The organism is Elusimicrobiota bacterium (genome assembly GCA_016788905.1).
In the GTDB taxonomy this organism is placed as follows: domain Bacteria; phylum Elusimicrobiota; class Elusimicrobia; order FEN-1173; family FEN-1173; genus JADKHR01.
On record JAEURZ010000007.1, the window covers coordinates 24,644 to 38,845 of the forward strand.

Consider the following 14,202-nt stretch of genomic DNA (forward strand, 5'->3'; position numbering starts at 1 on the left):
CATCTCCGCATTCTACCAGTTTCGGGAGTCGTCAACCCCCACCAATCATTTGGACCATTTCGATCTGATCCCCTTCCGACAAATGAACTGTGGCGTAATCGGCCCGACGGATGACCTGTCCGTTCACCTCGCAAGCCAGCCGCCCAGAAACGAGCCCAAGTTCGGTTACCCAATCGGCCAAGGTCAGACCCTCCGTCACGTGACGGGGTTCCCCGTTCAGGGTCACGTTCATGGGTGTGGAAGGAGCACGCTGACGACCACGCCTGCCACCAACAAAACCCAACACCAGCGGTCACGGCTCTTGTGAATACGCGGGAGGATGTCCGCCATACTGATGTAAAGAAACCCCCCCGCCGCCAATCCAAGAAGAGCCGCCAAAGCCGTCCCACTCGCCCATCCCCCGGAGGCCATTCCCAGAACCACCCCCAAAGGCGTCGCCAAGGACAAAACGACCACCCGATTCCTCGTGGCCCGATGAGAATGGCCGGAATCCAAAAAAAGAGTGGAGAGCGTCATCCCATCGGAAAATTTATGGGCGATCACCGCGCTGGCCACCGCAAACCCAAGGAACCGCGAGGACACAAACGAAAAAGCAATGGCCAACCCATCCGCCAAACTGTGAAGGAAGAGCGCCACCAGCGCCCCGTGCCCCACCCGATGGACCGTACAATGTTCGCCCACTTCCCCACAGGCGTGAACCACTGTAAATTGTTCCACAGCCAAAAGGATGACAAACGCCACCACCACCGCCACCCCGGTGGCCCGAGCGTTCAGCGCCCACGCTTCCGGAAGAAGATGAAGGAACGTCATGGCCAACAGAATTCCACTCCCGAAAGCTAAAAAGCGCCAGAGGTGTTTTTCCGCCCACGCTTTTTGGCGAAGGATCAAGAAGCCCCCCCCCCAGGTGGCGAAGACCGCTAAGACAGAAAAAGAGAGGGGGCCCATTATCTCTCCAAAACCTGAAGTTCGTAAAGATGTTGGTAAATTCCGTTGGTCGAGAGCAATTCGGTGTGGGTTCCGGTCTCGGCCACCGACCCATGTTCCATGACGACAATACGATGGGCATTTTTCACGGTGGCCAGCCGATGGGCAATGACGATCACCGTGCGATTTTTCATGAGCCGCTCCACAGCCTCTTGGACCAACCGCTCCGATTGCGCGTCCAAAGAGCTTGTGGCCTCATCCAAAACCAGGATCGGCGGGTTCTTTAAGATCGCTCGGGCGATCGCCAACCGCTGCTTCTGTCCACCGGAGAGCAAAAGGCCCCGCTCCCCGATCAGCGTGTCCAGGCCAAGCGGTTTGTCTTGGATAAATTCCCACGCGTTGGCGGCCTGGGCCGCCTCCCGAATTTCCTGTTCGGTGGCCCCCGCTCGGGCGTAGGCGATATTGGCACGGATGGTGTCGTTAAACAAAAGGGTTTCTTGAGTCACAAGACCAATTTGTCGGCGTAAACTTTGAAACGTGACCTCCCGAATATCCCGCCCATCAATTCGGACAGTCCCCGTTCTGGGATCGTAAAACCGAAGTAAAAGCGCCGACAAAGTTGTTTTTCCGGACCCGGAGGGTCCCACCAGAGCCACCACCTCACCGCGCCGGACCGTGATGTTCACCCCGTGAAGCACAGGACGATCCGGTTGATAGGCGAAACCCACGTTCTCGAACGTGATCGTCTCTGTAAAGGGAGGTAAGTCCTCCGCCTGAGGGAGCTCTTTAACGGTCGGTCGCTCATCCATTAATTGGAACATTCGTTCGGCTCCGGAAAAAGCCAATTGAAGCGTCGCGTTGGAACGGGAAAAGTTTTTGACGGGTTGATACAACGACAACGCGCTTCCAATGAACGCAAAGAAAGCACCGGTGGTCCACACATGATTCACCACGTCTTTGCCGCCAAACCAGAGGATGACCCCCATTCCCAACGCCCCCAACATTTCCATCACAGGACTCGAGAGGGATTCCACCCGAGCGTTTTTCATGTAGATCTCAAAATAGGTTTGGTTTTCCCGACGAAACCGTTCGCGCTCATAGTCTTCCCTTTGAAACGCCTTGACCACCGGCGCCCCCACAATGGTTTCTTGGATTAAGGTGTAAAGATCGGACATTTTTGATTGGCCCAGCCGGGACGTTTTCCGCAAACTTTTTCCAAAACGGGAAATGAGAATACCAGAGAGCGGGAGCAGGGTAAAAGCGATCAAAGCAAACTTCCAATGAAGATAGAACAAGAAAACCGATAATCCGATCACCGTGAGCCCATCCCGTACGATCATCACCGGGATTTTGGTGAGCGCGCCTTGAACCAATTGACCGTCGTTGGTCAGACGAGCGATCACCCGTGCCGAATCGTTGGCCGTATAGAAGTCCAACGAAAGCGAGTGAATGTTGCCGTAGGTTTCGTCCCGCATCCGTCGAACAATGGCGTTCCCAATGTAAGCGGTCATGAAATCGTGAACATAGGAGAGGACCGCTTTCATGAAATACATCACAATCAAGAGGAAAACCACATCCCTTAACGTGCCCAGATCCCCGGACATGAGCGCCCGGTCGATCACTTGTTTTAGTATCCACATGGCCCCCGCGGTGATCAACGCCACACAGGCCATCGCGATCAGGGAAATCACCAAGCGAACGATATGCGGACGAAAATAGGGAAGGAGCCGCCGGGCCACTTCTCCCGAAGAAATCCCAGGCCGCGCGCCCTCTTGAACCATCCCTTGCCTCAACGGCATCTGATTGATTCCACTCACGCGGCCTCCCTCAAAATAGTTTCGGCCGCGCGGCCCGCCGCCCCCAGCCCCCCCAAGATTCCCCGCAAAGCCAAAAGTTCGGCTCGAACCGATCGGCGATGTTCCGGATGAACCAACAGACGTTGAACCGCTTCAGCTAAAAGAGGCGGCGTGGCGCGGGATTGGATAAATTCAGGCATCAAAATTTTTCCAGCCAAGATGTTGGGCATGGCAATATTTTTAACCTGAACCAAACTTCGGGCCAGGGCGTAGGTGGGCCAACTCGTTTTGTAGGCCACGACGGTGGGAAGCCCCAGGAGAGCGTTTTCAAGCGTGGCGGTCCCGGAACAGGCCAACGCCACATCCACCCCCCGTCTCCATTCATGGTTCTCATCCCGCACCACTTCCAGGAAACGTCCACGGAGCCGATGGGATTCCAGAAACCCATCGTAAAACGCGTTGGACAGGTTCGGGGCGGCAAAGAGAACAAAGCGGGTCCCAGACGGTAATCGTTCCGCCACCTGGAGGAACACCGGTAAAAGCCGTCGAATTTCTCCCGGCCGACTGCCCGGCAGAAGGCCCACGGTGGGCTCCACTTTCAATGGAATTTCACCAGAAACAAGAGGAAGCCGGTCCAAGAGTGGGTGCCCCACAAAGGTCACGGGAACGCCGGCGTCACGATAGAGTTTCTCTTCGAAAGGAAAGATCACCAGCATACGATCCACACATTTCTTGAGGGTTTGAACCCGACCCGGACGGCTTGCCCACACCTGGGGACTAACGAAATAACAGACTCGCCGCCCGGCCGCCTTGGCCGTCTGTGCCACAAAACGATTAAAGCCGTAGAAATCCGTGGGAACGACCATGTCGGGTTTGAATTGATCCAGGGCGGGCCGCAGAACCCTATTGAGAAAATGAAAAAATACCGGGATCTTTTTGATCGGTTCCCAAAAACCCATAACGCTCTCTGACACCAAATCGCCCAACCAGAGGTCCGCAACCTTTTTTAAAGCCGGCCCGCCTAACGCGGCGATCTCCGCCCCGCGGGCCTTCGCTTCCGCCGCCACATCCGCCGCGTGCTGGTCGCCGGAAAGATCTCCCGCCACGAAAAGGATTCGCATCAGAGAGAATGCAAACTCATGGAACGGCGAATTTCCAACGCCAATTCCAGCGCGTCCCGCCCATGGGTTCCCCCCACGAGAGGCGGTTTCCCTTCTCGGACACATTGAAGAAAATGGTGAAGCTCCGTTTCCAGTGGGTCTTTTTTCTCCAAGCGGGGACGATGAATTCCCACGTCGAAAAGACCGCGAATGGGATCCCGTTTTTTTCGATAAATCTTTAAACTTCGTTCGGAGTAATCCAGAGACATGTAAGCGTCTTTCTGAAACACCCGGATTTTACGGAACTTTTTCAAACTCACACGACTGGCGGAAATGTCCGCCCGACACCCACGAGAGAAGAACAAGGTGGCCTTAACGATGTCTTCCTGTTGCGATAAAACCCGACCGCCAACGGCATCCAACCGAACCACCTTATCCTGGGCCAAGGCCAATACGATGTCCAAATCATGAATCATCAGATCCAAGACCACACTGACGTTGGACACCCGCGGGTCGTAAGGTCCGAGGCGGGACGCCTCAATAAAAAGGGGATCTCGTGCCTGTTTGGCCATTTCCACGACTGCGGGATTGAATCGCTCGATGTGCCCCACTTGCAAGACCAGATTCTTTTCCCGGGCCAGCGAAATGATCTCTTCCGCTTCTTCCACCCGCTCTGTCAAAGGTTTCTCCACAAAACAATGCCATCCCCGTTCGAGGAAGGACCGGGCCAATCCGTGATGCGCGGGTGTGGGAGCCGCGATCACCACGGCACGGGTTTCAGATGGAAACTCGTCAGCGGACAGGAACGCGGGAACCCCGTGTTCTTTCCCCAACGCTTGGGCTTTTTCCACGTTCCTATCCGCAATCCCCACAAGGCGTGCGGACCCGAGGGTTGATAAAATACGCGCGTGGTGACGGCCCATCTGCCCCACCCCCACAACGCCCACCGGAACCCGGTCGCCCTCAGGAACAAAAGGTTCTTTCTCTTTCGGGGCTTTTCGGAACAAACTCACGCGCTCTCCTTCACACCGATCACAATAATTTTAGCCTCCTGGGCGCCTTGAACAAACAGTTCTTTGTCGAACAATAACGTTTTTCCCGCCTCCAAGGCCAAGACAGCGGCCCCGGCGGCCTTCAGCGATTCCAGCGTCCGCAACCCGATGACGGGGACATCAAAACGGACGTCTTGGCGAGGCTTAGAAACCTTGGCCACCGTGAACCCCGGTGCAAAGGTGCCCGCCCGCCGAATGCAGGCGTCGGTCCCCTCAATGGCTTCGACCGCAAGAACCGCTTGATCTTTCACACACACCGTCTGCCCCAGATCCAGCCAAGCGATGGATTTGGCGGTCCGAAACCCGAAATGGATGTCCCGCTGTTGTTCCGCCGTTGGGCGGAGAGAGGTCAAGGACCCCTCCGGGGCAAGCCGATCCGCGAGATAAACGGTGGACGAAAGAAAACGGATTCCCTCCTTCGCAAACGCTTCGGCCACGGCCCCCAACAGCGTGTCCGTTTTTTTGTTCGGCAGCGTGGCGAGAATTTTGACCGCGGTCAAATCCAAATGGCGAAGGTCGAAAATACTCACATGTTTCACCTGTCCCGCCATGACCGCCTCATGGGCGCCCGCGTCTTTAAAGATTTGGATGGTCCGTTTCATTTGGCCCAGTTTCATCCAGTGAAAAACGTCCACCTCCTTCTCTAAGGCGGGATCCGTTTCTCCCTCAATGGCCGCCACCACCACGGAGCGGCCCTGACGGCGCGCTTCCTGAGCCAGAAGAAAAGGGAATTGCCCATTCCCAGCAATAAGTCCAAGGGGGATCATTTGAAGGCGGATGGAAAAAAGCTAGGAGAGACTCGAGTCGGCGTCTTCGCCCGAACTTTTTGGCGCCGGGCGACAGATCCCCCGGGCGGAAGAACCTCGAAGAAAGGAAAGGAAAATATCCAGTTCGGGGGTGTGGGGCCCCCGATCCATGCGAACGATCGCTTCCGACAAACTGACCCCGGTGTAAAAAAGCGTCTGATAGGCCGCTTTAAGAACGGACAGGCTCTCCCGGGACAACCCACGACGACGTAGGCCCACGACATTGAGCCCAACAATTTTGGCTCGGTCCCCTTGTGTTAAACAAAAGGGCGCCACATCATTGGGGACCATGGACCCACCTCCGATCATGGCTCCCGCCCCAACTCGGACGAACTGATGAATCGCGGACAATCCACCAAAAAAAGCGCCGGGGCCCACGTCCACGTGGCCGGCCAGAGTGGCCGCGTTGGCGAGGATCACGTGGTCCGCCAAAACACAATCGTGAGCCACGTGGGCATACGCCATGATCAAACAATCCGAACCGACTTTGGTGACACCCGACGCGGAAGTCCCCCGGTGGATCGTGGCGCATTCCCGGACGGTCGTCCGGGCGCCGATCTCCACGTGGGTGATCTCCCCCTTAAATTTCAGGTCTTGAGGTTCTGTCCCGACAAAGGCGTGGGGAAGAAAACGGCAGTCGGCCCCCACCGTGGCGTATTCCACAACCGAATGGGGTCCGACAAAACAACGATCCCCCAATTCCACCTGGGGCCCAATCACCACAAAGGGCCCAATCTGAACCCCCTTCCCCAATTTTGCCGTGGGGTCAACAACCGCGCTGGGGTGAACGCGGGTTTCGGTTGATTCCATTAGGATTGAGGTTCCTTATCGACGATGGCGAACATGAATTCAGCCTCGGTCACAAGCTCTCCCGAAACGAAAGCTTCGCCCTTCGCCTTTCCCATGCGACCCGGACGAAGAATCTCGACCCGCAACTCCAATTGATCCCCCGGCACCACTGGTTTGCGAAACTTCACTTTATCGATCCCTATAAAGAAAGCCAGCTTATCTTTATTCGCGGGTTTCTCTAAAAAAAGGACACACGCCGTCTGCGCCATGGCTTCCACGATCAGAACACCCGGCATGATCGGCCGACCCGGGAAATGCCCTTGAAAAAAAGGTTCGTTACCGGAAACAGACTTATACCCTGTAATTTTCTTGTCGGCTTCAAGAATGACCGCCGTATCAATCATCAGAATGGGGTAGCGATGGGGAATCGCTTTCATGACTTCAACCGCTGATAATTTTCGAGGAGAAGCGGAATCCATAAAACCTCCGAGGAGTCAGTAAGATGAAACGACGGGAGACGAGGGAGATACTTTCTCCCCCGTCATTTGCGCGGCCAACTGTTTAACCAAATTGACATTGTGTCCGTGACCCACCCGAAACGCTTTAATCCGGGCCTTCAATGGCATCCCCAACAAGAACAAATCGCCGATCAAGTCGAGCGTCTTGTGGCGAACAAATTCGTCCGGGTAGCGAAGGACTTTTTCCTTGTTGTGCACACGGTCCATGCCCACCACAACGGCGTTGTCCAGAGAGCCCCCTCGGGCTAACCCCTGACGCCGCAAACTTTCCACCTCGAAATCGAAACAAAAAGTCCGGGCCCGAGCAATCTCTTTCAGAAAATTTTCGCGGGTCAAAATCAATTCGTTTTTCTGTTCTCCCACCAAGGGGTGCTTAAAGAAAATACTGGTCTCCAAAATCAACTCGTCCGCGGGCAGAACCTCGTACCGCGTTTCCCCCGCCGAATAAACCAGCGGGTCCGGTTGAAAGAAAACTCTCGGTTCGGGGAACTCGATCACCCCCGCCTTGGAAAGAACTTCCCAAAACGGGAACGCGCTCCCATCCGCCACGGGCGGTTCGTTGGCGTTCACTTCGATTTCGAGATTATCAATACCCAGCCCGGATAAAGCCGACAAAACGTGTTCCACCGTATGAACCCGAGCTTCATGACCTTTTTCTCCGTCCAAGCTCAAGGTGGTTCCCCGAATCACGCTGGAAACAATGTTGTGGTTCGCCGGAAGACGCGGCGATCCGGGAAGGTCGGTCCGAACAAAAACCACCCCATGATTGGCCGGGGCCGGCTTAAAGATCAGTTGACATTTATTTCCCGTGTGAAGACCGATACCTTTGTACACAGCTTCTCGGGCTAAGGAACGCTGGGGTTCCCCTGTCGAAAACGTTTTCATGAAATTTTCTTCCTTAAGTTTCTAAAATCCTCTAAAAGTTTTGGCAATCGGCGGAGCGCCGCAAGCATTTTCATTTCTTCGTGAATGGGCTGGGCCGGTGTTCCCCAAATAACTTGCCCCGGTTTGATGGAGTGAGAAATTCCACTCCGCGCGGCCGCCACCACGTTGTCACCAATTTCGATGTGCCCCACAACCCCCACTTGCGCGGCCAGAGTCACGTTTTTACCAATTTTCGTCGACCCCGCCACACCCGTTAACGCGGCCACCAAGCAATTGGGCCCCATCTCAACCCCGTGAGCGATCTGCACCAAATTGTCGATCTTGGTGCCCCGGCCGATCCGGGTCACGCCCACCCCACCGCGATCAATCGTTGCGTTGGCTTGAATTTCCACATCGTCTTCAATCACCACCGTCCCGACCTGGGGGATTTTGTATTGATCCCCCCGCACAGGGGTGAAACCAAAACCGTCTCCCCCGATGGTAACACCGGGTTGAAAAATACACCGGTTTCCCACCGCGACCCGTTCCCGCAAGGTGACGTGAGGGTAAAGAATACAATCGGACCCGATGGCGGTGTCAAAGCCCACGTACACCTGGGCGTATAAAATAGTGTTATCGCCAATCAAAGCCCCTTCTTCCACCACCGCGTGGGCGCCCACCGTCACGTTTTGACCGATCGTGGCGGTGGCGGCAATCACGGCCGTGGGGTGCACACCCGAAGGACGGCGGGTCCGTTCCAGATCGAGGATTTCCAACACCTTGGCCCACCCCAAGGAAGGGTGCGGATGCTCAATGGCAGGACAGTCCCCGGTTTCCACACCCGGAGTCACAATCAGAGCCCCCGCTTTCGTGGTTGCGATTTGGGAACTGTATTTAGGGTTCACCAAAAAACTGATATCCCCTGGACCGGCTTCACCCAACCCGGCCGCACCCTCAATCAGAACGGACCCGTTCCCCCGAAGGACGCCCCCCACTTTGTCAACGATTTCAGATAAGGTCAGTTTCATGTAAAGGAATTCCTAAAAAATCTATTTTCCTTCTTCGGGAAGCCCCCGAACCCTTCGATGGAGAGCCTCCGTGAGGTCAATCGTGTCTTCCCCATAGAGGATAGCCGATTTGTCCACCACCAAGCGGATCCCTTTTTCATCGGCCAACTGAACGAGAGCCTTGTACAAACGTCCCAAAATTTTTTTCGACCGCTCGGCTTCAAAGGCGCGCAAGGTTTGGGCCGAAGTGGCCCGTGCTTTTTCAAGTTCCTCCGTCCGTTTCAAAATCAGTTCCGGTGGGGGTAATTTTCTGTCCGCTGGAACGGCAGAGGAGGAAGCCCCTCCCGTTGCCGTGCTCACCCGAACGGTGTCTGCGCTGCCCTGAGAAATGGATGAGACATCCAATGAAAAGGGGGAAGGGGACTCACCGGAAGAAAGATCGATGCCGTGTTTAAATTCGTCCAAAGCCGTTTCCCTTGCGGCCAGTTCTGTCTTGTGACGAAGAACTTCTTTTTGATAATCTTCCCGGGCTTTAATGGTCTCGGGATAATCCCGAAACACCTGTTCCATGTCCACATACCCGACCGAAGTTCCGCCAGTGCCCGCCCCACGATGGAGGGGAATTTCCACTCCCCACACCACGCTGGCCGCGACAACGAAAGAAAAAAAACCAAAGACGCGTTTCACAAGAAAGCCCCCCCTCGATAGAATGGAAGACAGCGAGAGACACACGTTAGGCGAGGAAAGGCCATTTTATCAGAACTCGAAATCGATGTCCATCCCGTCGACACGCCGGGAGGAAATCGAGAGGCTCCTCACCGAGAGGATGAACCTTTAGCGGTATTTTCTTCCGCGTAGGAAGGACGAAGATAGAGCGGCCTGACTTGAGGATAGGACTTCACCTCTCGCCGAAAAAATTTCTCCGACCCCAAGGCGGCGACCCAGTAAGGCTTCGGGTCAATCACGTCCGGTCGAAAATGAGCCCGAGACCCAAACGTCTTGGCGAGCTCTTTTTTATAGCGGGCCGCCGCGGAGCCCACGAACAACAGGGACTGGGCTTGGAAACAACTTTGAAAGAAATGGAGAAACCGCTCAAACGGGAACAGGGTGGGGGCATGGACCAACTTAAAATGGTGCCCAAAAGTGTGGTAGGATCGTCCGGACGGAATTCCCCGACGGCTTTTTTCGGTCAATTTATGAAACCGCCACACCGCCATATACACGTCCCCCCGCAACGCGTCCATCAACACGCACAACATGTCTTGGCGGAAATTCCAAACAAAGGTTTTTCCCGTCTGCCAATCCGACCCCTCCGCCGCAAGGACTTCCAAACTGGTCAAATCCACCAAAGGTTTCTGAAGCGTTTGCGACAGGGTTCGTGCCGCGGAAACGCCCAACCGAATCCCCGTGAAACGCCCCGGCCCCACGTCCACAGCCAACGCGTCCAAATCATGGGGCCCAAAGGAAACTTTCTTGAAAATGGCGTCCAACGCGGGTATCAAACGTTGGTTTTTGGATTTGGGGTCCACAAAAGACTGTTCCGACCGAACCCGAAAATCTTCCCAAAGACAGCCCCCTTGATGGGAACCTGTTGTTTCAATACCGAGAATTTTCATTTTGTTTTTATATCCTTCAAGCGACGAATGATCTCTTCCGATCGAGCGCCGTAGATGTAGAATTCAAAAAGTCGGACGTCGTTGCCTTGATGCGAGATGCGAATAGGGAGACATTGAGTGGGCCACAGGTATTGACACTTTTCCGCCCATTCCACAACAGTGACACCCGTGTCCTGATGAAGTTCTTCCCATTCCAGGGCGGGGACTTCAACGGGCGCCAGCCGATACAGGTCCACATGCCGGAGAGGGATCCCTCCCTTCTTGGGCCGATGCACTTGAACGATCGCAAAGGTGGGGCTCCGCGGGGTTCCTTCCAATTTCAAGACGTCGGCCAACCCCCGCACAAAAACAGTTTTCCCGCTTCCCAATTCTCCCATCAACGCCACCCAATCGGACGCCTTCAGCAAACCGCCCAACTGAGCCGCCAGGGCCAGCGTTTCCGCCTCACTCGTGGTTTCCCGGGACAACGTGGGGACCTTTTTAACCGTTAAAATGTTCGAAGACAGGGGGAACCTCCTGTGGGCGCCCGTAATGGATCGCCGATAGACCTCTCTGTGGGGGAACAATTTTTCCCACCACGCGGACGAAACCCAACGCGGAAAGACGCCCGACACAATCGGGCCGCGCGGTGAAAACCAATTCGTAATCCTCGCCACCCACCAACGCCAAATCGAGAGCCCGCCGACCCGCCCACTTCCGAAGAGAAGGAGAGATCGGCAATTGATCGACCCACACCTCCGCGCCCACGCCGGACGCCTCCCCGAGGATAGAAACACTCCGCCAAAAACCGTCGGAGGAATCCAAACACGCCGTGACCCCGCCCGTTACAGCCAACCGACGCGCCCACGCCAACCGAGGTTCGGGACGATGAAATCGTTTCAAAAGAAAGGCCGTCCCCGGGCCCAAGGGTGTTCTCTTCTTCTCAAGCGCCAATCCCGCCGCCGCGTCCCCCAATGTGCCTGTCACCAGGAGAGCGTCCCCCACCCGAGAGCCGGACCGCTTAAACACAGGCCCCCGGACGCGCCCCAAAGCGGTAAGGGAAAAAGTCAAACAAGAGGCCCTCACCGTATCCCCCCCCACCAGTTCAAACCGGTGTTCCTGGGCAAGAGATTTCAACCCCTTAAAAAAGTTCTCGAGATACGCCACCGGCGTCTCCGCTGGGATCCCTGCCGAAAGAACCCCTACGGTGGGTTCCACATCCCCCATGGCGGCCAGATCCGACAAATTAACAGCCAACGTCTTATGCCCCAAGTCCCGCCCCGAGCCCCACTCCCGCCGGAAATGAACCCCTTCCACCAGCATATCCGTCGTCAAGACCTGAACAGATTTTTCCACACGAACCAGCGCGGCATCGTCCCCTGGTCCCAACACCACCCGCTTCGATCGTTTCTCGGATAACCGCGGGAGAATTCGATTTAACAACCCCCATTCACCCAACGCGGCCAAGGAAAGGGACTTCCGAGACCCCTTCTTCCCCACTCTAGCGATCTATTTCCGTCAAAGAACGACGGGCCAAAGCCAGAAAAAATTTCACACCCACCACCATGGAAGGTTCGTGCAAAACAAAAGAGGGATGGTGCCAGGGACGACGTGTTCGAGGTCCGGCCCCAGTACCTATATAGGCGAAACACCCCGGGGCCTGATGGAGATACTCCGAAAAATCTTCGCCACCCATGGAAGGGACATCCAAATCCACCACACGCTTTTCTCCCACCACATCAACGGCGGCGCGACGAGCCAACGCGGTCATCCGAGGCTCATTAATCACGGGGCTCCCAATCGTTTCATAAACCAATTCGGCCCTCCCCCCATGCGCCCGGGCCACGCCCTGGGCCACTTCGCGGATCATCCGCGGCATTCGGGCGTGCCATCGATCGGACAACGTTCGCACCGTCCCCGTCATCGTCACGGTGGACGCTAAAATATTAAACCGTTCCCCCCCATGGATCGTGCCCACGGTCAACACCACGGGTTCCACCGGGTCCACTCGGCGGGACACCAAGGACTGGAGGGAAGAAATAATTTGAGCGGCGATCACAACAGCGTCACGTCCTTCGTGCGGATACGCCCCATGGCCCCCTTCTCCCTTCACGGTAAGCGTGAAACGATCGACGGCGGCCATCAAGGGTCCCGTTTTGATTCCGATGGTCCCCGCGGGCAATCGAGGATTAACGTGCAGCCCAAAAACAGCGTCCACGGCCGGCGAACGAAAAGCGCCCTGGCGGAGGATTTGCCGAGCGCCCCCCGACCCCTCCTCGTCCGGCTGGAAAATAAACTTGAGGACGCCCGTTCCTCCCAGCCCTTGTTTTTTAAGACAGAGCGCCGCTGTGGCCAACATGGCCGTGTGCGCGTCATGTCCGCACGCGTGCATCACACCGGCACGACGTGACCGAAAAGGGAGTGTGGGAATTTCGTTAAGAGGAAGAGCGTCCATGTCGGCCCGGAAGGCCACGCAGGGCCCTCGCCCGCTTTTCAGTTGGGCCACGAGGCCGGTGGGGCGGTAGCGACGAAAGGGAACCCGGGCCTGACGAAGGGTTTGGGACACTAAGGCTGTGGTTTCGAATTCCTTTCCACCCAGCTCAGGGTTTTGGTGAATCTTCCGCCGAAGAGAAACAACCAAATCCAGCATCGATCGTTCGTTCATCGTCTCAAGGTTAAGGAAGGAATTAAGCCCATGGGTTAGGACGGATTATAACAAATTCCATTTGAGGGCGGAGATCCTTCCCGGAGAAAGGCCCGACAACAGATCTGAAAGTTTCACGGGTACGGGGCGAACGCGGAGGGGGCCGTCCCGCCGACAGCCCTGGACCGCTTATAATTGTCAGGCCGGATGGATCGAAGAAAAGCCTTGAATGGCTTTGGGCAAATAGGAGAGGACATCCCTGGCCAGAAGGGACACGGACCCGATTTCCTTTTCCGCTAAATCTCCCGCCCTTCCGTGCAGATACACCCCGAGGACGGCGGCTCGCCAGAGTCGTTGGGAAACGTCTTCGGCGGACACCTGGCCCAAAAGAGCCGCAATAAGTCCCGCCAGGACATCGCCCGTTCCTCCGGTCGCCATGCCCGGGTTGCCTGTCGAATTAACATACGTCTGATTCCCATCCGTCACGACCGTCCCATGCCCTTTCAATACAACCACGGATCCATAACGAAGGGCCACCGCTCGGGCCGAAGAAGATCGGTCTTTCTGAACCGTTCCCGTTGAAACACCAAGAAGACGGGCCAGTTCACCCGGATGGGGTGTGAGCAGGAGCGGAGGGGTGTCCGAAGAAGGGGCTCTCAGTGAGAGGGCGTTCAACCCATCCGCGTCCAACACGGTCGGAACAGAAACGGAAGAAAGGAAGTTCTGAACGAACGCCACCACGCCTTTTTCCCCACCCAAGCCCGGGCCGAGAGCCACCGATGAAACACGCCTCTCTTTAACGTAAGAATGAACGCGTGAGATCGCCCGAGCGGTCAACCCGCCCGAGCGATCCGGAAGAGGCAGCGTCATGGCTTCCCAAGGCCCGACAGCGGCAAGAGGTTCGAGAGATTCGGGAACACCGAGAGTCACCAACCCTGCCCCGCCTCGCAAAGCGCCTAGGGCGGCCAACCGCGGTGCCCCCATCATCCCGCGACAACCTCCAATAACCAGGACATGTCCAAAATCGTTTTTATGAGCGTCGCGGTTGCGCGGAGGAAGCCACGAACGGATTCTTTTTAAAAACACCGATTGCGAGGGGCCGCCCAT

The 14,202-nt window shown here is 56.2% G+C and carries 16 protein-coding genes; all 16 read right to left on the reverse strand.

Features of this window, described 5'->3' with window-relative positions; translation table 11 throughout:
- Positions 1–31: 31 nt before the first annotated feature.
- The 16 genes from thiS to JNK54_04395 all read right to left on the reverse strand — a co-directional run bounded on the left by thiS (position 32) and on the right by JNK54_04395 (position 14,202).
- On the reverse strand, positions 32–232 hold the full coding sequence (thiS, locus tag JNK54_04320) for a sulfur carrier protein ThiS (protein MBL8023493.1): 201 nt from the start codon (positions 230–232) through the stop codon (positions 32–34).
- On the reverse strand, positions 229–945 hold the full coding sequence (locus tag JNK54_04325; protein ID MBL8023494.1) for a ZIP family metal transporter: 717 nt from the start codon (positions 943–945) through the stop codon (positions 229–231). Before JNK54_04325 ends, thiS begins: the two co-directional genes overlap by 4 nt.
- Positions 945–2,741 (reverse strand): ABC transporter ATP-binding protein, encoded by a 1,797-nt coding sequence (locus tag JNK54_04330; protein ID MBL8023495.1) that lies wholly within the window; start codon positions 2,739–2,741, stop codon positions 945–947. Before JNK54_04330 ends, JNK54_04325 begins: the two co-directional genes overlap by 1 nt.
- Positions 2,738–3,841, reverse strand: coding sequence for a lipid-A-disaccharide synthase (lpxB, locus tag JNK54_04335; protein ID MBL8023496.1), 1,104 nt, complete (start codon positions 3,839–3,841; stop codon positions 2,738–2,740). The genes JNK54_04330 and lpxB overlap by 4 nt, the downstream gene beginning before the upstream one ends.
- Positions 3,841–4,833 carry a Gfo/Idh/MocA family oxidoreductase gene (locus tag JNK54_04340; protein MBL8023497.1) on the reverse strand — a complete coding sequence of 331 codons (993 nt, stop codon included), beginning with the start codon at positions 4,831–4,833 and terminating at the stop codon, positions 3,841–3,843. The genes lpxB and JNK54_04340 overlap by 1 nt, the downstream gene beginning before the upstream one ends.
- Entirely contained in the window at positions 4,830–5,639 is an 810-nt protein-coding gene (lpxI, locus tag JNK54_04345; GenBank protein ID MBL8023498.1) for a UDP-2,3-diacylglucosamine diphosphatase LpxI, read from the reverse strand. The genes JNK54_04340 and lpxI overlap by 4 nt, the downstream gene beginning before the upstream one ends.
- Before the next feature lie 21 nt (positions 5,640–5,660).
- Positions 5,661–6,488, reverse strand: coding sequence for an acyl-ACP--UDP-N-acetylglucosamine O-acyltransferase (lpxA, locus tag JNK54_04350; protein ID MBL8023499.1), 828 nt, complete (start codon positions 6,486–6,488; stop codon positions 5,661–5,663).
- Entirely contained in the window at positions 6,488–6,946 is a 459-nt protein-coding gene (fabZ, locus tag JNK54_04355) for a 3-hydroxyacyl-ACP dehydratase FabZ (GenBank protein ID MBL8023500.1), read from the reverse strand. The genes lpxA and fabZ overlap by 1 nt, the downstream gene beginning before the upstream one ends.
- A 15-nt stretch (positions 6,947–6,961) precedes the next feature.
- Positions 6,962–7,870, reverse strand: coding sequence for a UDP-3-O-[3-hydroxymyristoyl] N-acetylglucosamine deacetylase (gene lpxC, locus JNK54_04360; GenBank protein ID MBL8023501.1), 909 nt, complete (start codon positions 7,868–7,870; stop codon positions 6,962–6,964).
- Positions 7,867–8,877, reverse strand: a complete 1,011-nt coding sequence (gene lpxD / locus JNK54_04365) for a UDP-3-O-(3-hydroxymyristoyl)glucosamine N-acyltransferase (protein ID MBL8023502.1) — start codon at positions 8,875–8,877, stop codon at positions 7,867–7,869. Before lpxD ends, lpxC begins: the two co-directional genes overlap by 4 nt.
- A gap of 21 nt (positions 8,878–8,898) precedes the next feature.
- The gene (locus JNK54_04370) at positions 8,899–9,543 is read right to left on the reverse strand and encodes an OmpH family outer membrane protein (GenBank protein ID MBL8023503.1); all 645 of its coding nucleotides are present in this window, start codon (positions 9,541–9,543) and stop codon (positions 8,899–8,901) included.
- A 128-nt stretch (positions 9,544–9,671) separates the two neighbouring features.
- Entirely contained in the window at positions 9,672–10,472 is an 801-nt protein-coding gene (gene tsaB, locus JNK54_04375; protein ID MBL8023504.1) for a tRNA (adenosine(37)-N6)-threonylcarbamoyltransferase complex dimerization subunit type 1 TsaB, read from the reverse strand.
- Positions 10,469–10,939 carry a tRNA (adenosine(37)-N6)-threonylcarbamoyltransferase complex ATPase subunit type 1 TsaE gene (gene tsaE, locus JNK54_04380; GenBank protein MBL8023505.1) on the reverse strand — a complete coding sequence of 157 codons (471 nt, stop codon included), beginning with the start codon at positions 10,937–10,939 and terminating at the stop codon, positions 10,469–10,471. The genes tsaB and tsaE overlap by 4 nt, the downstream gene beginning before the upstream one ends.
- A 13-nt stretch (positions 10,940–10,952) precedes the next feature.
- Positions 10,953–11,951, reverse strand: a complete 999-nt coding sequence (gene thiL, locus JNK54_04385; protein ID MBL8023506.1) for a thiamine-phosphate kinase — start codon at positions 11,949–11,951, stop codon at positions 10,953–10,955.
- 1 nt (position 11,952) lies between these two features.
- Entirely contained in the window at positions 11,953–13,116 is a 1,164-nt protein-coding gene (locus tag JNK54_04390; GenBank protein ID MBL8023507.1) for an amidohydrolase, read from the reverse strand.
- A gap of 177 nt (positions 13,117–13,293) precedes the next feature.
- On the reverse strand, positions 13,294–14,202 hold the full coding sequence (locus tag JNK54_04395) for an NAD(P)H-hydrate dehydratase (protein ID MBL8023508.1): 909 nt from the start codon (positions 14,200–14,202) through the stop codon (positions 13,294–13,296).